This is a genomic window from Staphylococcus sp. GDY8P54P (genome assembly GCF_017892645.1).
GTDB classification, from domain to species: Bacteria; Bacillota; Bacilli; order Staphylococcales; family Staphylococcaceae; genus Staphylococcus; species Staphylococcus ureilyticus.
Map to the genome: position 1 here is coordinate 121,892 of NZ_JAESLN010000010.1, position 25,378 is coordinate 147,269.

Here is a 25,378-nt window from a genome sequence, read left to right on the forward strand (position 1 = left end):
CGCCTCCTTAAGCCATTTGTTGCTTATTGTTGTATTTATCGTAAATATGCTTTTTTACTGATAAAGGAAGATTATATTTATCAACAAATACCATGAATTCTACTGTGTCACTTAATACTTGTTGTCTTAACTCCAGCATTTCCTGTGTCATATCTCCCTTTTGAACCATCTTAGGAAAGCCGAACACATTTGATACTGCTTTATTACTAATTGATTGAGCTTTGTAATAATCTTTTTTTGAAATAGCTTTAATACCATTTTTTAAGTTATCCATAGCTTCTTTTTGTTTTTCTTTGTCTAACATTCGGAATGCTTCATATCCTTTTAGCCCTGTTGATTGGCGTAACTCTTTGATGACTTGTTTAACCCATTTCTTAAATTTTATTGCTTCATCACGTCTACTATTCCAAATAGATTCGTAAATACCTACTTCTGAAATAATTACTGCGTTTTGTTTACCTTTTAAGGTGTCCACATTATGGACAGCCTTCTCTGAGCCATCTAATAATCTAGTCATATGTGGTGTATGTGTGTAGCCCAATGCTTTAGCAACATCTCCAGCTACTGCCCAATACTCACCATCTTTTTCAATAAAACGGATTTCTTTATCATTGAAAATTTGCTTTATCATATAAACCACTCCTTACATCCACTTCTTATTACGTTTTTTCAAAAACTCTTCAAAACGTTCAATGCTTACTACTGTCATAGTGCTTGATAAACTGTAGTAAAGATTATCTACTCCGTTGTGGTCCCGTTCCCACTCTTTGAGAATGCGGTTTACTGATGAATAACTAATCCCAAATATTTCAGCCAACATCTTAGGTTTAGCAAATAATGGTCTTACTATCACATGCGCACTTTCAGTTACGGTATTTTCTTTAGTTGGTATATTTTGCACTTTAATCATCGAACTTCCTCCTTAATATCAAATATTTCTGATACATCTACACTTAAAGCATTTGCTATTTTGATAGCCATGAGTTCTGAAGGTTTTCTTTTTCCGTTAAGTATTTGAATTAAATATATATAATTCATAGGAACTCTACTCGCTAAATCTTTAGCATTCAACCCGTTTGAAGCCATACGTTTTTTTATCTCAATTACTTCAACCATATTTTCACCTCACTTATAATCACCAATTACAGTTATCATTAATTTATTTTTAATTTGCTTTGATAACTATAAACGAAGTGTATCACATTTAGTCTAAGTTAGCAAATATATGTATATTAAAATTTTGCTTTGATAACTATAATAGCGCAAAAACTTTCAAAAAATAGTTATCAATAGTATAGTTATCAATAGTATAGTTAAGTGATAACTAAATAAAAACGTGATAGAATTAAATCGGAGGTGTCGTATGGAACTACATGATATATTGAAAAATGAACGTGAAAAAAAGGGATATTCTTTAAGACAATTATCAAGAGAAACTAATATATCTCAAGCATATTTGTCGCAAATGGAAAAAGGTGATAAGCAAAACCCTAGTACAGAAAAATTATTGGCAATAAGTTATGCATTAGATTCGCAGGGTTATGACCAAGTATTTCAAAAATTTTCTAAAAAATTAAAACTTCCTTTAGACAACCCAAAGAGGACTTTCAACGAATATGTAAACAAAAAGACCTACAAACAAGATCTAACTAAAATGACAAATAAAATGAGAATAAGCACTAAAGACAGGTCAATCGTAGAATTAGATGTGCCGAGTTTTGATATTGAATGGTTACTTGAACAAAATAATTATCATGTTTTTTTAGGCAAAACTGGAGACTATGTTTTGGGTAACAATGGGGAAAAAATAAGTGAAGAAATATTTGTTTTAAGACCCGAAGAAAAATATACTCTTGAAAAAGAAATTAAAAAAATTAAAGCTTCATTTATCGAAGTAAGAAAATTCCAAAACGATGAGAATAATGATAGAAAAAAATCTGAAGAATATGATTTAATTTTTGATTTACTCAACAATCAAATTAATGATTCAGATGTTTTCATCAGTCGTTTAGCTTCTATCAATAATGACAGAGAAATTTTCACAGCGAAAGAATATCATGAAGAAGTTGAAAAAGCCGTAAAAAATCAAGATGCGTTAAAATTACAACGTCTAGTAAGAATGACTACGCTAAAAGAACTAAAACAATATTTATCCGAACAAAATTGAGGTGTAACTTATGTGGGTACGTGAATTTAAAACAAAAGAGGGAAATACTGCTTATCGCTATTTAGAACGCTATACAGACCCTTTAACTAATAAATATAAGACAGTATCAGTAGTCAGAAATAAGCACAATACACGCTCACAGAAAGATGCACAGCTTGAATTAAACAGGATTATAGATCAACGTCTGAAGAACAATAGCACAAAACAACTTGAATATTTAACATTCCACACTGCATGTGACGAATGGCTAGAACATTATAAGAGACATTCGGGATCAAAACCTACAACGATTAAAGAAAAGACAAGCAATGTAAACACGGTTAAAAATGCAATTGATAAAAATATACTTATTAGCAAAATTACACATACATACTTACAAGACATCATTAATGAGTGGGCTAAATTGCACAGTATCGGTCACGTACAATCATTAGTCATTGTGATACGTTCCGTATTCAAATATGCGTTTAAATATTATGATCTGCATGATATTAGTATATTAGATAAAATAGATATACCTAAGAAAGCTAAAACTAGAAATGAACTTCAAGCTAAACGTCACAACTATTTAGAGGATAACGAAATAAAGGAGTTACTAGAGTGCTTCGACTATTTGATAAAGCAAAAAAGCCATGCTACACGTAAACGTAACTACAATATGGTTAAAGCCATAGTACAGTTTCAAATTGCCAATGGCATGCGTATCGGCGAACTACTTGCTATCAAGAAAGACAATATAAATTTTGAGCATAAAACACTAGAAATTGACGGTACAATTAATTGGGTAACTGATAAAGAAACGGGGGCATTTGGAGTTAAAGAAACTACTAAAACAAATAAAAGTTATAGAACGATTGGTCTTACTACCCAAAGTATCAACTTACTTAAATCACTTATTTTAGAGAATAAGAAAGAAAACCAGTGGAATGAGGATTTTATTGATAGAGGATATGTATTCACTAACACAGCCGGCAGCCCTATAGACTTAAACAAAGTGAATAGCATTATTAAAGAGGCTACTGAGATTAGTTCAATAAAAAAACGTGTTACAACGCACACATTACGTCACACGCATATATCTACACTTGCACAGTTAGGAATAAACCTAAAAGCTATACAAGATAGAGTTGGTCACAGTGACTACAAGACCACATTAGAGATATACACCCACGTTACAGATCAGATGGCTAAAGATATGATGAATAAACTAGAGGAAATTGGGAGTTTAAAGAATGGATAATAAAAAACCTAAAACTACCGATGGTCTAATGAGACATATTAGAAATAATAAAGATATTGGAATCAATGGTAGTAAACAAAAAAGACAATTACGGAACATTGGCTATTTTCATGGGTATAAAGGTTATAGTTTTTTTCAAGAAAAAGACAATGAACTACACTTTAACGATTTTAGCGAGGTAGTTGCACTTTATGAGTTTGATTCAAATATCAAAACTTTATTTTACAAACATGTAATGTTCGCTGAAACTGCTATTAAAAATCGTTTGTTAGAAATTATTCATGTTCATTCAGGAACTGAACTAGAAAAACTATTCGATAATGTATTGACTGATTATAAAAAACATACAGTACGCTCGACTAAATATAAAGAAAAATTCAAACAAACAATGAAACTCAGAAATGATATATATGAAAAAATCCATTCCAATTTTAATACAAAACCATTTATAAATCATTTTATCTATAATGATAGGCCTGTACCCCTTTATGCTGTTTTCGAATTATTCACTTTAGGCAATTTGGTATTTTTTACTAGATGTATGAATTCAACTTTAAAATTACAAATAATAACTGACTTAGGTCTTTATCATTCATCTTTTGATAAAAATGATAGGTTAATAGGAGACTTAATTGACTGTTTAAAAGGTCTCAGAAATGCTATAGCGCATAATGGAGTTCTTTTTGATTGTAGATTCAAAGAAAGTAACGTAGGAAAGCAGCTAACTGAATATTTTAATATAAAAATGAAGGTGAAATATATCCACTTCAATAGAATTGTTGACTATTTAGCGGTAATAGTTCTAATCATATCTTCTCTAGGCTATAACAAAACTGAATTAAGAAAAGTTGTTAAATCATTTGAATTGCATCTTAATGAATTAAGACAAAATCTTAATGTAAGTACGTACGACAAAATCATTGGTACTGACGTTCGGAGTAAGCTAAAGCAAATCAATCAATATATAAATAATTTTTCTTGATATATATGTAATAAAGATATATAATTGTAAACAAATAGCGGTATACATCTGCGGAGTGTACCTGAGGTTAACTGTTGCGACGGTTGCCTCTTTTTTTATGCCTAAATTCCATAAAATCTCACACTCTGCGAAATTTTTGCGAAATTTAAAACTTCAAACGCACAAAAAATACCCCGCAAGCCTTAGCCTACGGGGTTTTCAGATACAATATCTATTATTGTTCTTCTTTAACATATGGTAATAATGCCATATGACGTGCACGTTTAATAGCTAATGTCAACATACGTTGATATTTAGCTGAAGTACCTGTTACACGACGTGGTAAAATTTTACCGCGTTCTGAGATAAAACGTTTTAATAATTCTGTATCTTTATAGTCGATGTGTGTAATTCCGTTTGCTGTGAAATAACAAACTTTTTTACGACGACGTCCGCCTCTTCTTGGTCCACCTGCCATGGTAACTGCCTCCTTTTAAAATTTTTTTAGTTTTATACGTTCATTATAATTAGAATGGTAAATCATCATCACTAATATCAATAGGGCCGTTTGCATTTGCAAATGGGTTATCTGATTGATTATTGTTTGATGGATTATTGTTGTTATTGTTTTGATAAGAAGACGTATTTTGTCCGGATTGTTGTCCACCAAAATTTTGGAAATTATTATTTCCTTCTTGAGCATGACGCTGATTTTGGTTTTTAGGTTCAAGGAATTGAACGCTATCACAGACAACTTCAGTTACAAATATACGACGACCTTCTTGGTTTTCGTAGCTACGTGATTGAATGCGACCGTCAACGCCAGCTAGACTACCTTTGAATAAGTAGTTATTTACATTTTCTGCTTGTTTTCTAAAAACAACGCAGTTAATGAAATCAGCTTCGCGTTCCCCTTGCGCATTTGTAAACGTACGATTTACTGCTAGAGTAAAAGTCGCAACACTCACGCCTGAGGGTGTTGTTCTATATTCTGGATCTTTCGTTAAACGACCGACTAAAACAACTCTATTTATCATTTAAACGACCCCCATTTATTATTTTCTTGTCTTATCTTCGTCTTCACGAATTACGATATAACGGATGATATCGTCTGTGATTTTAGCTAAACGTTGGAATTCGTCAGTCGCTTCATTGTCTTCAGTTTGGATACGTACGATGTTGTAGTAACCTTCACTGAAATCATTAATTTCATAAGCTAAACGACGTTTGCCCCAATCTTTAGTTTCTAAAACCTCTGATCCGTGAGAAGCTAAGATACCGTTGAAACGTTCAACAACAGCTTTTTTAGCATCTTCTTCAATGTTCGGACGAACGATGTACATAACTTCATATGTTCTCATTTTATAATTGCACCTCCTTGTGGTCTATGCGGCTCACCATCTTTGTGGTAAGCAAGGAATAATTTTCATTACTCACAATCAAGAATTATAGCACAGAGCTTTACATTTTACAATGATTATCAGACGTTCAAAATGACATTTTTATCTCATGTTTCATATGAAACATTTCATTACCTCAGCATCCTACAACTTGCAAATTCACGCGACATTCCATCTAACTCATAAAATATTATATTCCCTTTTAAATGATTATAAATAAATTTAAAAGTTATTTCAGATAAACTTGATAAATCATTTTAATTCTAATAGCATATCATATACGTTCTTGATTTATATCATTAAAATCCAAGGACATGTTTACATAATTCAAAATTAATCAAAGGAGATTTATATGACTTCAGTTATTAAAAAAGGATTGCTGTCCATGAGTGTCCTGTTTGCAACTACAATAACATTTAATACTGTACATGCGGCTGAAAATACAGCAAGCGAAAAAGGAACCATGGGATATGGCTATCAAAAGTATATTGAAAAACACCCTGAAGAAAAAAATAATGAAACTCAAGAAAGTGCCTTTCGTTCAAACGCCAATACAACCGCTACTGGTGAAAGGGTCTTAGATATTTCCGAATGGCAAGGTAAGCTTTCAGCACAACAAGTCAAAGATTTAAAAGCAAATTATGATTTCATTATTATTCGTGCACAATATGGTTCTGAAAAAGTCGATGCAACATTAGAACATAACTCAAATTTATTAGATAAATATAACTTGGACTTTGGTGTTTATTCTTATAGTATGTACGAAAATCCTGATGATGCCAGATATGAAGCGCAAACTTTATACAATCGTGCACCTAAAGCCAGTTTTTATATCAATGATTTTGAAGAAAATACTGTGACATCGGGTACCGCTGATGAAAGTACAACTGCCTGGTATGACAAAATGCGTAGCCTTGCTGGAGATAAAAAAATCTTATTTTATTCATATGAAAACTTTATGAAAGAACATGCTTCAGAATCAGTGGGACAATATGATGGTTATTGGCTCGCTAACTATAACCAAGAGCAACCAACACAAGAACATGTGTTATGGCAATATACAGATAGCTATGCTTCACCTGAATTAAACCAAAATGTCGATGCAAATTATACGGGACCTGGTGTAGACACATCATGGTTTACATCTTAAGTTTTTCATCGCAGCATTCATAATGCTATTTTGATAAGTAAAACTTAGTACAACTAATGTCATGTCACTTTTACCTTTAACCAATATTCGTATCACCGTTTGTATTTATTCATACATCAATAATTAAGAAGTATATATAGTTAAAATTTTAACCTTATGCCAATTAAATTTAATGAAAAAATTTCTATGAACAAAATGAACATTCAAGACTCCCGGCATACTTACTTTCCAAATTTCTGAAAAAAGCTTACGTGTTACCATATTAAGTAACACGTAAGCTTTTATTTTATACATTAAATCTAAAGTGAACGATGTCTCCATCTTTCATAATGTATTCTTTACCTTCTAATCTTTGTTTTCCAGCTTCTTTAGCACCATTTTCACCATTAAATTCTACATAATCATCGTAGCTCGTTACTTCTGCACGTATGAAACCACGTTCAAAGTCAGTATGAATAATCCCTGCACATTGCGGTGCTGTCATACCTTTTATGAATGTCCAAGCACGTACTTCTTGTACACCTGCTGTAAAGTATGTTGCCAAACCTAATAAGTCATACGTTGTGCGAATTAAACGATCTAAACCAGGCTCTTCAATGCCTAAATCTTCTAAGAACATTGCTCTATCATCATCATCCAATGTAGCAATTTCTTCTTCAATCTTAGCACTGATAACAATGACTTCTGAGCTTTCTTTTTCAGCATATTCACGAATAGCTTGAACTTTTTCATTATCTTCATCGCCAATTTCGTCTTCTCCGACATTAGCAATATATAACATTTCTTTAGATGTTAATAATTGTGCTTGGTTTACATATTTTTGGTCTTCTTCCGTAAAATCTAAACTTCTTACTGGATTACCTTCTTCTAAAGCTTCTTTAATTCTTGATAAAATGCGAACTTCGTTAACAGCATCTTTATCTTTTTGTCTTGCCATTTTTTCTAATTTTGGTAGACGTTTCTCAACTGATTCCAAATCTGCCAATACAAGTTCCATATTGATAACTTCAATATCATCAATAGGATTAACGCGACCAGAAACATGTGTCACATTATCATCATCAAACGCACGTACGACTTGGCAAATTGCATCAACTTCACGAATGTGAGATAGGAATTTATTTCCTAACCCTTCACCTTTTGAAGCTCCTTTAACAATCCCTGCAATATCAGTGAATTCAAAAGTTGTTGGGATTGTTTTCTTTGGTTGTACCATATCTGTCAATACATCTAATCTACTATCTGGAACTTCGACAATCCCCACGTTAGGATCAATCGTTGCGAATGGGTAATTCGCTGCGAGCGCACCCGCTTTAGTAATTGCATTGAAAAGCGTTGACTTCCCTACGTTTGGAAGCCCAACGATACCTGCTGTTAGAGCCATTTATTCATTCTCCTTATTTTTCCGTATCTTGATGAGATACTAATATTTTTTTCATTTTTTTATTAAACGTTTGTCGTGGAATCATAATGCTTCTTTGACAATTTTCACATTTTATTCGGATATCTGCGCCTACACGAATGATTTTAAAGCGATTCGTACCACAGGCGTGTTGCTTTTTCATCTCTACAATGTCATTTAAACCGTAATTTGATGTCATTCTGTCACTCCTCCGAATATTTAAGCGTTATTTTGTTGATTAGGGTCATATTGTAACATCATCGGCTTAGGTGTTTTAATCTCTTTTTGCTTAAACAATTTCAATATCTCTTTTCTTAAAATACGCGCTCCGGAAGCACCCTCACCTGGTATTGTTTCAGCAGACACACTCAATACAATTTCATCTCGACTGATTGAATTGATACCAACGACTTGTGGTGTAGAGATAAACAAATAATAATTTGTTTGTATAGATTGAAAATAGTCTGTGAGTACATTTTCTACTTGATCAATATCTTCCTCTACCGAAACTGGTATTTCGACAATTGCTTCACCATTGGTCACTGAATAATTTGTAATCTCACCCATACTGCCGTTTGGTAATGTCGTTAATTCACCTGTAATTGTATTTATTTTTGTCGATCTTAAACCTATGACTTTAACTGTACCTTCTGCAACAGTTGTACCACCGTTATTTATTTTAACATAATCTCCTACATCAAATTGATTTTCGAATATAATGAAGAAACCAGTGATAATATCTTTAACAACGGTTTGTGCACCAAAACCAACTGCTAAACCAACAACCCCAGCACTTGCGATAATACCTTCAACACTGATACCAAACTTGCTTAAAATGGTTGTTAACACTATAAACCATACCACATACGATACGATATTTTGAACTAATGATATTAATGTTGCTGAACGTTTTTTATTCGCTTTTTTGCCTTTATTTTGTATTTTGAAAAATTGCTCTATTCCTTTATTAATAAAACGCAATACTATCCACGCTACAATGATATATATCACAATCATAATGAGATTTGAAAGTAGCGTTTGATATGTTTCCGGTTTAGTTAAAGGTTCTATTAAGGAATACATAATACTTTTTATTTGATCCAATCATATTTCCTCCCTTAGTCAAAGACTCTTCTCATTTTATTATAATTATTTAAACTGTTAAACACATCCAACTTCCGACTAAATTTTAAATTTGTAAAACAATTACACAGATCATTTGAAGTATATATTTGATTTCATTTACATAGAAAGCATACTACAACTTATAGGATAATAATCAGAAGCCACCATACTATCATTACTCTCTTTATACTATCAATTTTTAAATATAGTTTATATAATTTTCATGTTTAATTAAATTTAAATTATGTAATTTAAAAAAGACAAAAGAAAAAGAACCATAATTTAAAATTATGATTCTCTATTTCTCAGTAAGTCATATTACTATAAATACACCTTGAAATAAAGGATTTTCAGTTTTTAGTCATCACTTTCATCAATCATTTTCTTTATTCGGCTATTTTTTTCTCAAGATTATCGTATAGTTTAAATATCATAACACGTTCGCCTGTTTTAGAACTCAAATCAGTATGAAAGCCTTTGACTGCTTCACCAGTAACTGAAAAAACAATTTCATCAAGTGCCTCTATACCAGATTCTACAAGCTTAGATCTGGTGCGTTTAATTGTTAATAATCCTTCATGTGTCTCACAAACTTTATATTCAGCTTGTGTTAACACACCCTGCAAACTAACAATAATCATATCACGCAAAATATCAGTTTTTACAGACAGTGAACCACGACCAAGGAAGTCTTTTTCCCATTGTGTAATTGCTTTGCTGATTTCAGACTCATAGGTACCTTTAGTTGTTTTCATGTCGAATGCATCTCCCATAGAATCAAAATTAATTGTCGTATTATTTAATAATGCTAACATTATCATTTTTATATACTTTTCTCCATAGTTATGTGCAATTACCCAGAAAATAATATAACTATCGCTTACTTCTTCTGTCCTTTAAGAATCAGAACAACGCTTTTTTAAGTTAACCAACTGACCAATGTTGCCAATCACCAAATTCATCAATACTTGCTAATTTAAGCCAACCATTGTGCACCTTTTGATAAAAATCGTGTTGCTCATTGAGTAGCTGTTTAATATAAGCATTGGGCGCATGCACGACAATGAGTAGTCTAATCGGAGAATGATACATTTTATTGTCTGCCGACATTACTGATTGCCAAGGTAGACCCGTCAACAAATCGCTCGCATTACCTTGCATAACGCCTATACCTGCCGTAATCGTCTGTGTTGTTTTACTACCGCTACCATAATAATGAGGTGCAACAGTTGAGGCATAATACTGTAGATTAATCCATTGTGCCACGGTGGCTGGACCACTAATGATATTCGCTAAAAGGCTCCCATCATTATCTTGTTTCCAATCATAATTGTGTAAAAAGGCGCGCCCTTTTAAGTCGCTATTTTTGGTTAAATCACGTGAACCTATAATAAATGAAGCGTTTCTCGCTAAGCCCCATTCGGGTCTAATCTCGCTCCAATCATTTGTTAAGCGATGTACTTCTTTGATTGGGTCTTGTTTTAAGATGTGATTGTCTGGTAATGCTTTCAAGCGTTGTTTATTTGCGCGATAAGTAATGTCAGACATTGCGGCTTGAATTTGATTTAAAGCATTTTGTCCAGCTTTTGACATTGTTGGTACGTATATCCATTTTAATTCATCTGTAGATGTTTGGTGCTCCGCTGCCGCAAAAATAGTGTCTTCTGGAATGACAATACCTCGCTCATTTAATGCCGTTCTAACTTCAGTCGAGTTACAAAGCTGTGCTAATACCTTCGCGTTAAACCCACTGGCTGCACCACCACATGCACCACAATCAAGTGAAGAAGCATAAGGATTATTCGCACTTTGACTGCCGTGTCCACACAATACGATTAATGGGGCAAACTCTAATTCCAAACCCATTAAACGCAACGCTTGTTGGACATAGTCCACTTTTTCTTCATTTGTGAAACCAACTGGTATACCTTCTTCATTAATATTGCAATGATCTAATGATAACGTTGTATCATTCGGTTTTTGTAACCAACCATCATAAAATTTTCGTATCAATTTACCGATAGGTCTCGGTGCGAAACTTCTTGAAAACATTTGAAGCGTTAACCAAGGTCCACTTAGTTCTGGTAAAAGTAAGCTCGGTAAAGCATTTTGTTTCATCTTTTTAAATGTATACGTTATCGATTTGAGTATGTGTTGATGCTGGCGAAAAGATGTAGGTTCTTGCTCATGCGTGTATTCTTTAATTTTATGTTGCGGTTGATTCATCACAGGTAAAGATGGGTGACTGTGGGATTGTCCCAGTTCTTCTTTGACAATGGGGAGTCCAAAAAACCCAGCAACACCGATTGTCTCAAATGCACCAGCCGCTTCTATTTGTCGACGAAAAGGTTCCGAGCGTACATCTATACAAAATGCCATTTGTACTTGTGGCTTTTGGCTTTCTTGCTCATTATCTTGGTTTGTGGTCACGGTCGCTTCTAATTGATGCTCGTATGTTGCTTCCCAAGCCGTTAATAAAATTTGTCTGCGACCATGTTTTTCAAATTGTAATGCAAAATTTATATAAGCATTTTTTTCGGATTCAGATAATTGTTGCCATTGTTCACTGGTAAATATCCCAATAGCAAGCCAATGCTCTGCTAATTCATCGTATTCATATGTTTTTGAATTTTCTGGTAAATTCACGGGTAAATATGGCTCAACAATTGCCCATTCTATACCAAGACGAATAGCTAAATATGACAATAACATTTGATCATCATTAGACGTTTGTTCATCTTGCCATAGCATCATACCAGCCCATCCAGGTAACGATAGCAAATGATTTTCCAAATATGTTTGATACTGTGCTTCAGCAATGTCTAACTTTTGTAGGACCGTATGAATGAGCGCTTCAGCTTGACTTGGCAGTGTTTTCAACCGTGAGCGTTGTTGCTTGGTCAATGCTGGATCATGTTGTGCCAAACGTTGCCATGCAAAGAATAGACCTTTTTCTCTGTTAGGCATCGTCCATCCGGATTGTGCATCATCCAAATATAATTTGCACCATTTAATAACGTGATAGTCTACAATATCTATCAATCGTCTACCATCTTTATCCATAAGATAGGTGCTCACTAATGGCACTGTATGAGTTTCATCATCTAAATTTATTGTTTCATTGTGTTGATTCACTTGTTTTTTGTTTTCAGAATAACGCGTTACGTCTACAATATTAGACAAATCTAACATTGCTCTAGCATATCTTTCAGCAAATTGTCTATCTATCGAGAGCATCGATTGATTTAGCCATGTTTGTAACTTAAATTCAATCATATCTTTATCAATTTCATCACGTTGATATGCTTGTTCAAACATATGCATTGTAGGATAGATATCTACGTCACGGACATTTGTTAACCATTGCGCCACATCTTGAAATTCATTCTGTTCTAAATTTGACCAAGGGTTTCTTGCGGCAAACACAGAAATAGGTGATAAAGGAACGATAACTCGGCTCGCTTTAGAAATTATTTGATCGATATTATCTTTATGTTGACTTTGGTTTGTCACTGCTTTATGTTTCCCCATTTTAGTGTCCTCCTTTTGACAAATAAGATTTTAAATAATTAGGATGACGTTCAACCGTTTCAATTTTTGCATCTCCTAAACGAACTATCCACATATACAAAATTGAAAATACGACAGAAGATCGGTGACGTGCTACCCACGTACTAATTAAGCTACCGAGCAATAAAATGAATGCTACGGCAATAACGATAAAAGCGGGTGGCTGCACGCTATGAATTGTCAAAGTATGTAATGCATCTGAAAAATAATGATGTACCACAAAATAAACTGCACCAACAACAATGAGTATCGACATACCCATGACACGCCCGAAATTACCTTCACCAAAAGCTACCAACTGTGTCCACGAGACAGATAAGGACCATGCTAAGATGAGACCACTTACCAGACGATAACTTTCTTCTGGTGCACTCAACCAAAAACCTAATCCAATTAGAAACGCTAAAATACGACCACTGACTATCCATACATAAGACATTCTTTCATTTGCACGACTCGGGACACTGAAATGACGCACTGCCGACCCAGAACGTAGAAACAAAGTCGCTTTAAATAAGCCATGTAAAATCAAGTGAATGATCGCAGGAATATATGCACCTAATGCACATTGAATTAGCATGAAGCCCATTTGGCCTATTGTAGAACCGACCAATAATCTTTTATAATCCACATGGACTAAACTAATACTTGCACCGAGTAATACTGAAATACTTGCGAAAATTAATAAAACAATAGATGCGATATCACCACTAAAGATACCTGAAAATCTGGTTAATATAATACCACCAGCATTAACGATACCAGCATGCATAATCGCAGAAACCGGTGTAGGTGCTGCTACAGATTCAATTAACCAACGTTGAAACGGCCATTGTGCCGCTGGAATCATAACAGCTAGTACAATGAGTAAATTAATGCCAAATTGTGCCAAACCACTAATCAAGGATAGATGTGCTTCATTTAAGGCTACAGAATAATGCCATTCACCTGTCGATAATCCAATCCACAAAACAGCACTGATTAACGCAACCCAACTTAACAAGAATAATTTTCCTGTAACTTTTGCTGCCTCACGTGTAACTTTCCAGTCACTTGTTAAACTGATTAAAATCGTAAGTCCTAATAGTGTACATCCCCAACTGATTACCATCATTCTCATATCCGCAGTTAACCAAGCAAATGATGCAAAGGTAGTCGTGAAAGTAAATAAAGTGAAGTATTTTTTATAGCTCTTATCACCAGCTAGATAACGAATACAGTAACGTTGGATAATCACACCAATAACGAGGACAAAACCAACCATGAGCCAAGATAATACGTCAGAACGCCATATACCTACCTCTATATTTTTCTGTGACAATATAAGACCTAAGCTAGCTACAATTGCTGGCAATGCTACAATATAAATATGTATTCGAGCATATTTAGGCGGTACTTTTTTTATTAAGAAAAAGAGACTACTTAAAATTGAAATAGTTAAAGTTAGAAATAATAATGTTAGAAAAATATGCGCGTCAATCATGATCAATCACCTTACCTTCTGTAATACGACATTTAAATTTATAATAGTAATACAACACTTGATTTAAAATTACATTTTCCACGAAAAAAAGCCGACAATTAATAATAAATCCATACTGACTTATTATCATTGTCGGCTTCATTACAACGCACTTATGACGAGTGTTTTGCTTTGCTACCTATTATATATATATTCATTTATTTGAGAATTTGCTTATTCTACATTTTATGCAGTAAGACGTACAATTCCTTATATTCACCACTATTTATTCACTTTTTCAATTTGCCAATACTTTTATTAACAACTTGCTAAAGCTTTAATTATGTAGAAAAACATAGAAAAGTATGCCTAAATTTTTAACTTTTAATATTAATAAGATATAACGATTATTCGTGTTTGTCAAGATAGACAATAGGTTAAGCCGTGTTGTTTATAACTCTTTATACTTAAATGCTTGTTTCGAAGCAATAAATGAAAGCGCCATAACAATTAAGCCAATCACTGCAAAAATACCACCGTACCACAAGTTTTTACTTATTTCTTCTATAAGATTACCTGTCCCAGATAATATGGCCATACCTACAAAATAGTAAATAAAGAATAAAATGACTACGATAATGGATACAATCATAAATATGACATTTGATTTTTCTGCCCCCATTTTAAAAGTAAATGGAAAAATAAGCGAATACAACGCGATAAATCCTGTACCAAGTAACGCTGAATTCACACCACTTACTATACTCCCCGCAACAATTGCATTAATCACAAGTGATACCACCATACCTGTTAATGCTAATAAGCTATAAAATGCAAAATGACTACTCACATAAGTATTTCTGCTATAGGGTAATGTAGAAACAAAATACATCCACTTTGAGTCTTTTTCATTTTTTAAATTATCTGTTGCTGGTGATACTAAAAATATCATAGGCATGAAACTAGCCATTATTGGATTTGTAAAAGAGAAAAACAAACAAATTGGAATACTTAACAATAAATATATGTAAATTGATTTTTGATTTGTAAAATAATAACTCATTAAGTAACCTTTCATGCTAATTCTCCTCTCATTAATATTTTTGTGGCATCATCAATATTTTTTAATGGCTGTGCTAAATCTATATCTTTGTTTTGATTTACAAGTGCTTTTCCTGTACCTTTATGTATGCGATACGCAACAACATTACTGTGATTAACATCGAATTCTCCTTCTTCAAATGAAACAATGCCATAATTATTTAATAATGTATCTTTGTGCTCTTGTAATAAAATACGCCCATTTTTCATAAATACTAATTTATCTGCAAGCGTCTCAATATCTTCCGAAATATGAGATGAAATTAAAATACCATTACCTTTATCAACAAAATCTTCAAGTATTTCTAACACTTCCTCACGTCCAGAAACATCCATTCCTGCCGTAGCCTCGTCTAAAATTAAAAGTTTACTATCATGAGATAGTGCAATAGATATTGAGATTTTCATGCTCATACCACGGGAAAAAGTTTTAATCTGACGTTCTTTCGGTAATTCAAAATTCTCCAGCATTTCAAAAAAATGCTGTTCATCCCATGTGCGATAAATATTAGAAAATACTTTACTAATTTGTTTTGCATTAAGTTTATTAGGCAGTCGAAGATCATCAAATACAACGCCTAGATGTTCTTTATACGCATAATCCTCACGAGAAATTGGCGTATCAAAAAATTGAATGTCTCCAGCATCTGCAAATCTATTTCCCACCAATGTATTAATCAACGTAGATTTACCAGAACCGTTTTTCCCAACAAGCCCTACCACTGTATTGGGTTCAATCGATAGATTAATCTGATTTAAATTAAAATCTGAATCAACGTAAGTTTTGTTTAAATTTTGTACATTGAGCAAATACTCCATAATAATCCCCCTTTTTTGATAAAAGCTTAACCTTTTACATGAAATCACTTTCTAAATTAACATAATACACCTAGTCAATTTACACAATACATTTCCTTAAAATATTTATTCTTATTATTTTTAATTAAATATATATCTAAATGCACAATCACTGGAAACATTAACTGATAATTACATTTATATGGCAAAGCATCTCAAAAGTCGACACTAGCAGATCTCGTAAATTTCATGTTTCCATCTGATAGACATAAATTTTGTTCCTGCATGAACATATTTTTAAAACAAGTAGTGAATCAAGATTGAAATCTGATGTATTTAAAATGACTGCAGACCCCTACTGCATCGAGAAGAACTAGGGATGAATGGGATAAAAGGCTGAGACTATTCTTTTGTCCCAGCCTTTTGCATGTCATATTTATACTTGAGCTATAAATGTTTATGTTTTTTGTATCCAACTTGTATCGCATAAAATGACGAAACCTTTTTATAAAAGCGAATGGCTCTTTTTATATCTTTTTTAAATACTACTTAATTATATCGATCAATTCTTTCTTCGCAGCTGAACGCGCTGGAATCCAACCAAATACGATACCGATCAATGTAGAAACACCTACAGCAATGAGCACTGAGCTTAGACTAACCGCACTCTTAATATAATCTGGTGTTACTGCATCTACTAGACTTGCGACAAGTATGCCTATGATTAGACCTATGATACCGCCAATCACACAAAGTACAACACTTTCTACCAAGAATTGGACTTCAATGTCTCGCGCTTTTGCACCAAATGCACGACGTATCGCAATTTCTTCTGTACGCTCAGTAACTGAAATGTACATCACATTCATAACTCCAATACCAGCGATAAATAGTGAAATACCTGCAACAGCAGCTACAAAGTAAGTAATACCATCAAATACTTTGTTGATATTTTTCATGAATTCTTCCATATCTGTATAACTATAGTTTCCATCGCCTGCGCCTGAACCTTTTTTATTCAATTCTTTAGCGACTTTGTCAGCGACTTCTTTCTTATCAGCGCCATCTACTAATGATAATTGAAGTGATGGAAAATCTTGCGTTAACTGCCCCATATACCTATTAAATGTATTGGAAGGCATATGAACAGCTGAAGGGTTCATCGCATCGTTTACAATGCCTACAACTTCGAAACCTTGATTATCAATGTATAATGTTTTACCTATAGCTTCATTATTGAATACATCTTTGGCAATTTTGTCATCAACGGTAACAACTTTTTTATTTAGTTCATTATCATCTTCATTAAAACCTTTACCTTTTTCTGGGCTAGTCATTTCTTTTTTCTTTAAAATACTAACGTCGCCTTTTTTCTGGGCATTTGTCATTTTTGCAGAATAACCTTGATCGTCACTTTCTTTGATTTTTGCATCTGTAACACCATTCACTTGTTTAGCAATATCCAAATCTGACTGGCTAAAAGGATTATCTTTCGCACCTTCACCACTACTCGTCATATAGTTTACTGTAGCAGAATCTTTGCCTGCTCCTGTATCTTCAAATTGCTCTGACGCTGTTTGTTTAAACCCATTACCTAACGACATAATCGTAATAACAGCAGCAATACCAATGATGATACCAATCATAGTAAAAATATTACGTCGCTTATTCTTTAAAATGGATTTGAATGAAATGGCGATGATGTTCGATAAATTCTTCATTCAACCACCTCTTCTCTTTGTACACGACCATCTAGTATATGAATAATACGATCTGCCTTATCCGCTACTTTGCGATCATGTGTTACGAGAATCATCGTTGTGCGATGTTCTTTATTTAATTTCATAAACAAATCAATAATATCTTCAGACGTTTTTGAATCAAGTGCCCCTGTAGGTTCGTCAGCAATGATAAATTTCGGGTTATTGATGATTGCACGAGCAATGGCTACACGTTGTTGTTGCCCTCCTGATAATTTGTTAGGTACTAAATTTTCTTTATCATATAGTCCCACATCGTGTAATGTATTGATCACTTTTTCTTTACGTGCTTGAGACCCCAGTCCTGCATAAACTAAAGGAATACTTACATTTTCCAATATCGTATTGTTTTGAATTAATTTAAAGTTTTGGAAAACAAACCCTACTGTTTTATTTCTAATTTCTGCCAATTCGTTATCTGAACTTTTTTTATAATTCTCGCTATTAAACAAATAATCGCCTTCATAACCACGGTCAATAAAACCTAATATGTTAATGAGTGTACTTTTACCAGAACCTGAAGGCCCCATAATTGCTATGAATTCTCCTTCTTTAATGTTGATATTGATGTCTTTCAAAATGTGATTTTCTTCATCACCGTTTTTGAAATGTCTATTGATATCTACAAGTTCTATCATGATGACACCTCAACTTTGTCTCCATCATTCATAGATTTTTTAGGGTTTTTAATTAGTTTGTCACCTTTTTTCAGACCCTCTTTTACAAATATTTCACCGTTGACTTTATCAATTTTAATATCACGTTTTTCAACTTTATTGTTTTTACCTAGTACAAAAACATTATTGTCTTTAGTTAACACTGATTTTGGTAACTTGATTGCATCTAATGGCACTTCAACTTCCATAGAATAACCTGCACGTACAGGAATATCTATATCGCTAATGACGATTGTATATTTAGATGAATCTGAGTCACTGCCACCGCTCGGGTCCGAAACTGGATTAGAAGCTTGAGCACCACCATCTTCTTCACTACCTGAACTAGCTGCTGCTCCGCCTCCAGATTTACTTAAACTTTCTTCATAACTTTTTGGCAACTCTGAAATTTTCTTGATTTCACCTTTACCTTTTTTGCCAGTACTTGTTACTTTAACGTCTACTTTGTCGCCTTCTTTAATCTTTCCTAGATCAAATTCAGTCACTGTTGCTTTGATTTGTGGTTCATCTGCAACAAGTTGTAGAATAGGCTCTCCATCAGAGACATTTTCTCTATTTTGAATATCAATTTTACCGTCAAAAGCAGCATAAATACTGTCGTTCACTTGACGATCATACTGGTTAAGTTGTTGTTGTGCTTCCGCTCTTTCATTTTCATCTTTGGCGTTGTCCACTTTATCAACTAACTGCTGGCGTTTATTATTATTAATTTCATAATTGATGAGTGGGTCACCTTGTTTAACTGATTGACCATCATCAACTTGTGTACTTACGTACGTTCCCAATTGACTGTTATTATTATATGTTTTAACTGATTTAGGTGAAGCTTTACCTTCTAAATTGAGCGGACTTTCTTTCTCCACTTTATATGTATCATAACCATCCTTTTTATCTGAGCTACTATTTGCTTGCCTTAAAATTAATGCAATTGCAATTAATACGATAACGACAATAACACCGATAATCCACATCCACTTTTTCTTCAATGCTAAAACACTCCTTTAAATTATTATTCATTTTAGATACTATCATAATCACACAACAAAAAATATAATGCATAACATTATTTTATATACAATATTTTTTGATAAAAATATACCTAACAATATTGTAATATCAGTAATAGTAATCGAAAAGATTTTATTTTTTTAATTTTATTTAAAGTTTTTCTTAAAAGTGTTTTAAAATATTGTAGGTAATGTTATGCTTTGGAAAATAATATATATAGGGGGCAAGGGATTCATGGAAAATTCTAACTTACCATTCGCACAACATTTTTCAAAATTACGCGAACAACCTAAATGGGGACTCAAATTAATCATTGCATTCGTAGTCATTGCACTCTCAACAACTGTTAGCGCATTATCTATCGATTACAATGAAATTTATCAAGATGCAGGTGCAAGTACTCAAGATATGGGTAATATGCAAACGATTGGTTTAATTGGTGGCATCATCACTGGTTTAATTGGTGGCATTTTTGGTATTGGTATTACATTTTTAATCTTTTTAGTTATTTCTAAAATAATGAAATCTGATGCAACCGCAAAACCTATCTTTTCTGCAACATTAAGTTTTACTATAATTACTGGCATCGTAGGTTTAATTGTCGCATTAATCCAATGGATTGCTGGTTTATCTCCTACTGATTATAATATTGCAAGCTTAAATGTCTTTGATAAAGGCAACCAAATGTTAGGCGCATTTAACTTACAAACACTAATCAGCGCATATGTATTTGGCATTATGCTCTTTGCGACGAATCGTTTGTCTAAAAAAGCTTCAATTATTTGGGCAATTGCATACATCATTGTATCAATTGGATTTGCCTTAATAGGAGCAAGTTTCCAATAATACATATATTTGCTAAAAAACATGGAACATTCCGTTCCATGTTTTTATTTTGATATAACACTACTCACACACAAAACAAGCGCCCATCATTATTATTGTCAGTATGATAGGCGCTTGCTTTCAAATGAATCAACATTGATTTATAAATATTTTTCTTTTTTCGCTTCTCTTAATTCAATTCGTCTAATTTTACCTGAGTTAGTCTTAGGTAAATCATCTACAAATTCAATTGCTCTCGGATATTTATAAGGTGCTACGTCTTGTTTAACGAAATTTTGTAATTCCTTAACAACTGCTTCATCACCTGTAACGTTATCTTGTAAGATGACAAAAGCTTTGACGATATTCCCTCTGATTTCATGTGGACTCGCTACGACTGCACATTCTTTTACGTATGGATGTTTTGTCAATGAATCTTCTACTTCAAATGGTCCGATAGTATAGCCAGAACTAATGATAATATCATCTCTTCTACCTTCAAACCAGAAATAACCGTCCGCGTCCATTTTTGCTAAATCACCAGTAATAAAGTACTCGCCAATTTGTGGATTTGCAGTACGTGCTTCATCTTTATAATAGCCTTTAAATAAAGCAGGTAAGTCTAACGGCACTGCAATATTGCCTATTTCATTGGGTTGTGCAGGATTACCATCCTCATCGATAACCGTAACATAACTGCCTGGGATAGCTTTACCCATTGATCCAGGACGTCCTTCTGTATCCTTTAAGAAACCGATTAACAATGTACTTTCTGTCTGGCCATAGCCGTCTCTAACAGTTAAGTTAAAGTTTTGTTGAAATTTATCAACAACTTCTCTATTTAATGGTTCCCCAGCAGATACAGCACTATGTAAATGTGACAAATTATAATTTGTTAAATCAGGGGATTTTGCCATTAAACGATATTCAGTTGGCGTACAGCAAAGCACATTGATTTGATACGTTTCTAGTAATTCGAGGTATTTCTCAGCATTAAATTTACCATTATAAACAAATGCCGTTGCGCCTGAACCCATGATTGATAAAAATGGACTCCATACCCATTTTTGCCAGCCCGGTGCTGCTGTCGCCCATACGATATCATCTTCAGTTATGCTTAACCAATGCTTCGGAGCCATCTGTAAATGTGCATAGCCCCAACCATGAGAATGTACCACTGCTTTCGGATTACCTGTTGTGCCTGATGTATATGATAATAAAGCAATATCTTCTCTTGAAGTTGCTTCTATATCAAGTGTATCTGAAGCATCAGTTTGCGCTTCTTCAACGTTAATCCAATGATCAACCTTACTGCCAACGATAAATTTAAGTAATGAGTCATATTCTTGAACGCCTTTGAACTCTTCGATACTATCGCCTGTGGCTACAACTGCCTTAATTTCACCATGCGTTATACGATATTGTAAATCTTTAGTACGCAACATTTCAGAACTAGGTACAATGATAATACCTAATTTCCACGCGGCTAAATATACTTCATATGTCTCAATCGCACGAGGCATCATGATTAATAATTTATCACCTTTTTTCAGACCATATTTTAAAAATACATGGCCAATTTTGTTTGCATTTTTTATCAGTTGGTTATACGTTATATCTCGTTCTTTACCAGTTTGATCATTAAAAATAATCGCTTTTTTTGACGGATCATTTGCATATTTTTCAATTTCGCTAACTATATTATATGTTTCTGGAGCAATTAAATCTGCTTTATTCATTGGTTACTCTCCTTATTTCGGTAATTAATTTTACAATATACATGGCAATATCAAGTTGTATTTTGATTATTCAGAAAATAGCATTGCGTTCACATTCATTTTGTAATGAACTACAACTTAGCACATACTTGATTAGTTCATATATCTTTATCATTGTATCATTATAACAAATGATACTTTAATATACTTGATACAAGCATTTTTATATTGTGTTTCAACTTTAGTTTCTGTGGTATAAAATTTATAGCAAATAATATATGAGGTGGTATTCGTATTATGAATTTTAAAGATTGGGAAAATGAAAAAGACACACTACATTTATTATCACAAATATTAGGTAAATATAAATTAGAAGCAAGTTATCAAGAGCCCCAGTGGTCACACGTGACGCTAAATATAGATGTCCAAGGCTTTTCAACTGGTATGTTAAGTTATGAAACACATACATTTTCGCTAAGCGTTAACCTGATACAACACCACATTGAAGTCGTCGTTGATCAAAACGTGCATGACATTACCTTAAAAAATGGAAGAACTATACAATATTATTATAACGAAATTGAAAAACTGTTAAACCAGTCAGATATTCATTTAAAAATCAATACTTTACCACAGGAAGTAGCAAACCCGATACCATTTGAAAATGACATAGAACATCATCATTATGATGATAAAATTGCCAAAAAAGCATTAGCATTAATGAAATTCGCCTATCATGCTGAAGCAAACTTCGTTAATGGGCTAAGAGTTAGAAAATCTAAACCAGGTTTATTTTGGGGGACTTTTGATATTTCTTGTATGATCGTCAAAGACCAACCAGCACCATTTGAAGATGATAGCAAGGTTATTGAACGTGCAGCTTTTGATGAAGAAATGATTGAATTTGGCTTTTGGTTTGGTGATGATCAGTTTGAAGGACCAACCTTCTTTGTCTTGCCATATCCTTTTGCAGATCAGCCATTTGATACTGACGATCGATTTCCTAAAGATAGTTATTTCGATAAACAATTAATGGAATATCTGATTGAATACCAACAACATCATGACATTGATACAATCACTCAATTTTTCAAAGCATCTTATCTTAAATTCGCAGATTTTTTAAATTGGAATAATGTCGATTATGTTTTTTCTCCTTTAAAAATGAAACCAAATCATTTAAATAATAGATAATCATTTTTAACTAAATACAGTTACTTTTAATAAAATCGAGGGTATGAGACGTCAATCATGTCTCACCCTCATTTATATTTTTATACAACTTTTGATGTATAACAGAGTGGAATTAATATATACTCAACTTAAGAAATCCCTTTCATGACAATATTTCAAACTTATCACAGATAAATTTGAAAAAATAAGTTCAACTTTTAGATTTACGACGATTCGAGTGCTATAATAATTAGATGTGTAATTTGTTAAGAAAGAAGTGAGTATATTGACAGAAACTGGAAACTTCCATGTTGAAAAAAGAATACCTCTGTTTATCGTACTATTATCAGGGGCTTTTATAACAATTTTAAACCAAACTTTACTTGGAACGGCATTACCACCAATAATGAAAGATCTCCAGGTCTCAGAAAGTACAGTACAATGGTTACAATCTATATTTATGTTAGTAAACGGAATTATGATTCCTGTAACTGCATTTTTAATTGAACGCTTTACATCGAGGCAGTTATTCTTAACTGCAATGAGTATTTTTGCAGTCGGTACGTTGTTATGTGCAGTTGGTATTGACTTTTCAATGCTATTAATCGGACGTGTCCTACAAGCAGCAGGCGCAGGTATCATGATGCCACTAATGCAAACAATACTATTTTTAACTTTCCCTAAAGAAAAACGCGGTACAGCAATGGGTCTATTTGGACTTGTTATCGCATTTGCTCCAGCTATTGGACCTACTTTATCAGGTATCTTAGTCGAACACCTCACATGGAGAAGTGTCTTCTATGTTGTATTCCCTATCGCGATTATTATTATTATTGCTTCTATATTCCTATTGAAGAACGTTACAGAAACAACACATCCAAAACTAGATATTGCTTCAGTTATCTTATCTACACTCGGATTTGGTGGCTTACTATATAGTTTCAGTTCTGTTGGTGAAGCAGGTTGGACTAGTGTTCAATTTATTGCACCACTCATCGTTGGTATCGTTTCACTCGTTATATTTATTCGCCGTCAATTAAATTTAAAAGAACCTATGCTTGAGTTTAGAGTATTTAATTACGGAATTTATACGTTAGGTACGATACTAAGTATGTTTGTATTTGGTGTGCTGATTGCAACAAATATCATCTTGCCACTTTATATGCAAAATATGCTACAATACTCAGCCTTAAAATCTGGTTTAGTATTACTACCAGGTGCAATTATTATGGGTATGATGAACCCAATAACTGGTTACTTATTCGATAAATTTGGAGGTAAATGGCTCGCTCGAATCGGTTTATTCGTACTAGTTGTTTCAACATTACCATTTACAATGTTAACAGAGCATACAACATTTACGTATCTCGCTACTTCAAATGCATTGAGAATGGTTTCAATTGCTATGGTTATGATGCCGATGACGACATTAGCAATAAACCAACTGCCAAATGAGCTAATCGCACATGGTACTGCCATGAATAACACTTTCAGACAAATGGCTGGTGCTATTGGTACTGCAGTCTTTATTACTTTAATGTCAGTTTCAGCAATACCTCAAGATGGTATTACCGGTATTATTCACGGTGTTAACGTAACATTTATCGTTGCTACAGTTATATCAGCTATTGGATTACTACTATCATTTAAACTTACGGACGATAGCAAACCAAAACGTCGTACCTTATAAACATGCGTAAATAACAATACAATGTTTAGACTATCGATATTATTGATAAAAAACGTCAATTTCTACCTTAATAGAAATTGACGTTTTTGTTTATGATAAATCTCAGCATTTAAGTTTTTCAAAACATGAGCTGCATTGCATTTTTGTTTGC

General features: G+C 33.3%; 25 protein-coding genes. 7 read left to right on the forward strand and 18 right to left on the reverse strand.

All coding sequences use genetic code 11. The features are described 5' to 3' along the window. Positions 1 to 7 precede the first annotated feature (7 nt). Genes KA883_RS06460 through KA883_RS06470 form a run of 3 tightly spaced genes read right to left on the reverse strand, consistent with a single transcriptional unit; the run spans position 8 to position 1,116 of the window. Positions 8 to 631 carry a BRO-N domain-containing protein gene (locus KA883_RS06460; RefSeq protein ID WP_107524197.1) on the reverse strand — a complete coding sequence of 208 codons (624 nt, stop codon included), beginning with the start codon at positions 629 to 631 and terminating at the stop codon, positions 8 to 10. A gap of 12 nt (positions 632 to 643) precedes the next feature. Continuing rightward, complete coding sequence (locus KA883_RS06465; protein WP_070657311.1) at positions 644 to 910, reverse strand: helix-turn-helix domain-containing protein; 267 nt, start codon at positions 908 to 910, stop codon at positions 644 to 646. Further along, on the reverse strand, positions 907 to 1,116 hold the full coding sequence (locus tag KA883_RS06470; RefSeq protein ID WP_070657309.1) for a helix-turn-helix transcriptional regulator: 210 nt from the start codon (positions 1,114 to 1,116) through the stop codon (positions 907 to 909). Before KA883_RS06470 ends, KA883_RS06465 begins: the two co-directional genes overlap by 4 nt. 247 nt (positions 1,117 to 1,363) lie before the next feature. On the opposite strand from KA883_RS06470, the gene KA883_RS06475 reads away from it, so the two are divergent. From KA883_RS06475 to KA883_RS06485, 3 genes are read left to right on the forward strand one after another with little or no spacing between them, the layout of a single operon-like run. Then, entirely contained in the window at positions 1,364 to 2,167 is an 804-nt protein-coding gene (locus tag KA883_RS06475; RefSeq protein WP_107524198.1) for a helix-turn-helix domain-containing protein, read from the forward strand. A 10-nt stretch (positions 2,168 to 2,177) separates the two neighbouring features. Beyond that, positions 2,178 to 3,407, forward strand: coding sequence for a tyrosine-type recombinase/integrase (locus KA883_RS06480; protein ID WP_210139919.1), 1,230 nt, complete (start codon positions 2,178 to 2,180; stop codon positions 3,405 to 3,407). Then, positions 3,400 to 4,389, forward strand: a complete 990-nt coding sequence (locus KA883_RS06485; RefSeq protein WP_210122417.1) for an Abi family protein — start codon at positions 3,400 to 3,402, stop codon at positions 4,387 to 4,389. Before KA883_RS06480 ends, KA883_RS06485 begins: the two co-directional genes overlap by 8 nt. A 214-nt stretch (positions 4,390 to 4,603) precedes the next feature. On the opposite strand, the gene rpsR is transcribed toward KA883_RS06485, so the two are convergent. Genes rpsR through rpsF form a run of 3 tightly spaced genes read right to left on the reverse strand, consistent with a single transcriptional unit; the run spans position 4,604 to position 5,729 of the window. Next, positions 4,604 to 4,846, reverse strand: coding sequence for a 30S ribosomal protein S18 (rpsR, locus tag KA883_RS06490; RefSeq protein ID WP_042737618.1), 243 nt, complete (start codon positions 4,844 to 4,846; stop codon positions 4,604 to 4,606). A gap of 49 nt (positions 4,847 to 4,895) precedes the next feature. Beyond that, the gene (ssb, locus tag KA883_RS06495) at positions 4,896 to 5,405 is read right to left on the reverse strand and encodes a single-stranded DNA-binding protein (RefSeq protein WP_046207091.1); all 510 of its coding nucleotides are present in this window, start codon (positions 5,403 to 5,405) and stop codon (positions 4,896 to 4,898) included. Positions 5,406 to 5,423: 18 nt separating this feature from the next. Next, on the reverse strand, positions 5,424 to 5,729 hold the full coding sequence (rpsF, locus tag KA883_RS06500) for a 30S ribosomal protein S6 (protein WP_019469843.1): 306 nt from the start codon (positions 5,727 to 5,729) through the stop codon (positions 5,424 to 5,426). A 391-nt stretch (positions 5,730 to 6,120) separates the two neighbouring features. Between rpsF and KA883_RS06505 the strand changes: the two genes are divergently transcribed. Continuing rightward, positions 6,121 to 6,918, forward strand: coding sequence for a GH25 family lysozyme (locus tag KA883_RS06505; protein WP_046207092.1), 798 nt, complete (start codon positions 6,121 to 6,123; stop codon positions 6,916 to 6,918). Between the two features lie 286 nt (positions 6,919 to 7,204). Here the strand turns inward: KA883_RS06505 and ychF are convergent, their stop codons facing one another. The 11 genes from ychF to KA883_RS06560 form a co-directional block, all read right to left on the reverse strand. Continuing rightward, on the reverse strand, positions 7,205 to 8,302 hold the full coding sequence (gene ychF, locus KA883_RS06510) for a redox-regulated ATPase YchF (protein ID WP_046207093.1): 1,098 nt from the start codon (positions 8,300 to 8,302) through the stop codon (positions 7,205 to 7,207). 13 nt (positions 8,303 to 8,315) lie between these two features. Beyond that, positions 8,316 to 8,519 carry a DUF951 domain-containing protein gene (locus KA883_RS06515; protein ID WP_046207094.1) on the reverse strand — a complete coding sequence of 68 codons (204 nt, stop codon included), beginning with the start codon at positions 8,517 to 8,519 and terminating at the stop codon, positions 8,316 to 8,318. A gap of 20 nt (positions 8,520 to 8,539) precedes the next feature. Next, complete coding sequence (locus tag KA883_RS06520; RefSeq protein ID WP_046207095.1) at positions 8,540 to 9,424, reverse strand: mechanosensitive ion channel family protein; 885 nt, start codon at positions 9,422 to 9,424, stop codon at positions 8,540 to 8,542. A 407-nt stretch (positions 9,425 to 9,831) separates the two neighbouring features. Next, positions 9,832 to 10,200: a Na-translocating system protein MpsC family protein gene (locus KA883_RS06525; RefSeq protein ID WP_046207547.1), complete on the reverse strand. Its 369-nt coding sequence runs from the start codon at positions 10,198 to 10,200 to the stop codon at positions 9,832 to 9,834. Between the two features lie 169 nt (positions 10,201 to 10,369). After that, entirely contained in the window at positions 10,370 to 12,976 is a 2,607-nt protein-coding gene (locus KA883_RS06530) for a DUF2309 domain-containing protein (RefSeq protein WP_046207096.1), read from the reverse strand. Position 12,977: 1 nt separating this feature from the next. Then, positions 12,978 to 14,498 (reverse strand): NADH dehydrogenase subunit 5, encoded by a 1,521-nt coding sequence (locus KA883_RS06535; protein ID WP_046207097.1) that lies wholly within the window; start codon positions 14,496 to 14,498, stop codon positions 12,978 to 12,980. 430 nt (positions 14,499 to 14,928) lie between these two features. Beyond that, on the reverse strand, positions 14,929 to 15,555 hold the full coding sequence (locus tag KA883_RS06540) for an ABC-2 transporter permease (protein ID WP_046207098.1): 627 nt from the start codon (positions 15,553 to 15,555) through the stop codon (positions 14,929 to 14,931). Then, the gene (locus tag KA883_RS06545) at positions 15,552 to 16,397 is read right to left on the reverse strand and encodes an ABC transporter ATP-binding protein (RefSeq protein WP_046207099.1); all 846 of its coding nucleotides are present in this window, start codon (positions 16,395 to 16,397) and stop codon (positions 15,552 to 15,554) included. Before KA883_RS06545 ends, KA883_RS06540 begins: the two co-directional genes overlap by 4 nt. A gap of 524 nt (positions 16,398 to 16,921) precedes the next feature. Next, a complete protein-coding gene (locus KA883_RS06550) occupies positions 16,922 to 18,097 on the reverse strand; it encodes an ABC transporter permease (RefSeq protein ID WP_046207100.1) in 1,176 nt (391 codons plus the stop codon). After that, positions 18,094 to 18,774: an ABC transporter ATP-binding protein gene (locus KA883_RS06555; RefSeq protein WP_046207101.1), complete on the reverse strand. Its 681-nt coding sequence runs from the start codon at positions 18,772 to 18,774 to the stop codon at positions 18,094 to 18,096. The genes KA883_RS06550 and KA883_RS06555 overlap by 4 nt, the downstream gene beginning before the upstream one ends. Next, the gene (locus KA883_RS06560; protein WP_046207102.1) at positions 18,771 to 19,799 is read right to left on the reverse strand and encodes an efflux RND transporter periplasmic adaptor subunit; all 1,029 of its coding nucleotides are present in this window, start codon (positions 19,797 to 19,799) and stop codon (positions 18,771 to 18,773) included. The genes KA883_RS06555 and KA883_RS06560 overlap by 4 nt, the downstream gene beginning before the upstream one ends. A gap of 256 nt (positions 19,800 to 20,055) precedes the next feature. Here KA883_RS06560 and KA883_RS06565 point away from each other — a divergent pair, with 256 nt between their 5' ends. Then, entirely contained in the window at positions 20,056 to 20,667 is a 612-nt protein-coding gene (locus KA883_RS06565) for a YIP1 family protein (protein WP_046207103.1), read from the forward strand. Positions 20,668 to 20,807: 140 nt separating this feature from the next. Here the strand turns inward: KA883_RS06565 and mbcS are convergent, their stop codons facing one another. After that, positions 20,808 to 22,385, reverse strand: coding sequence for an acyl-CoA synthetase MbcS (gene mbcS, locus KA883_RS06570; protein WP_046207104.1), 1,578 nt, complete (start codon positions 22,383 to 22,385; stop codon positions 20,808 to 20,810). A gap of 276 nt (positions 22,386 to 22,661) precedes the next feature. Between mbcS and KA883_RS06575 the strand changes: the two genes are divergently transcribed. Further along, the gene (locus KA883_RS06575; protein WP_052722063.1) at positions 22,662 to 23,558 is read left to right on the forward strand and encodes a DUF5996 family protein; all 897 of its coding nucleotides are present in this window, start codon (positions 22,662 to 22,664) and stop codon (positions 23,556 to 23,558) included. 265 nt (positions 23,559 to 23,823) lie between these two features. Next, the gene (locus KA883_RS06580; protein ID WP_046207106.1) at positions 23,824 to 25,227 is read left to right on the forward strand and encodes an MDR family MFS transporter; all 1,404 of its coding nucleotides are present in this window, start codon (positions 23,824 to 23,826) and stop codon (positions 25,225 to 25,227) included. The last annotated feature ends 151 nt before the right edge of the window (positions 25,228 to 25,378 follow it).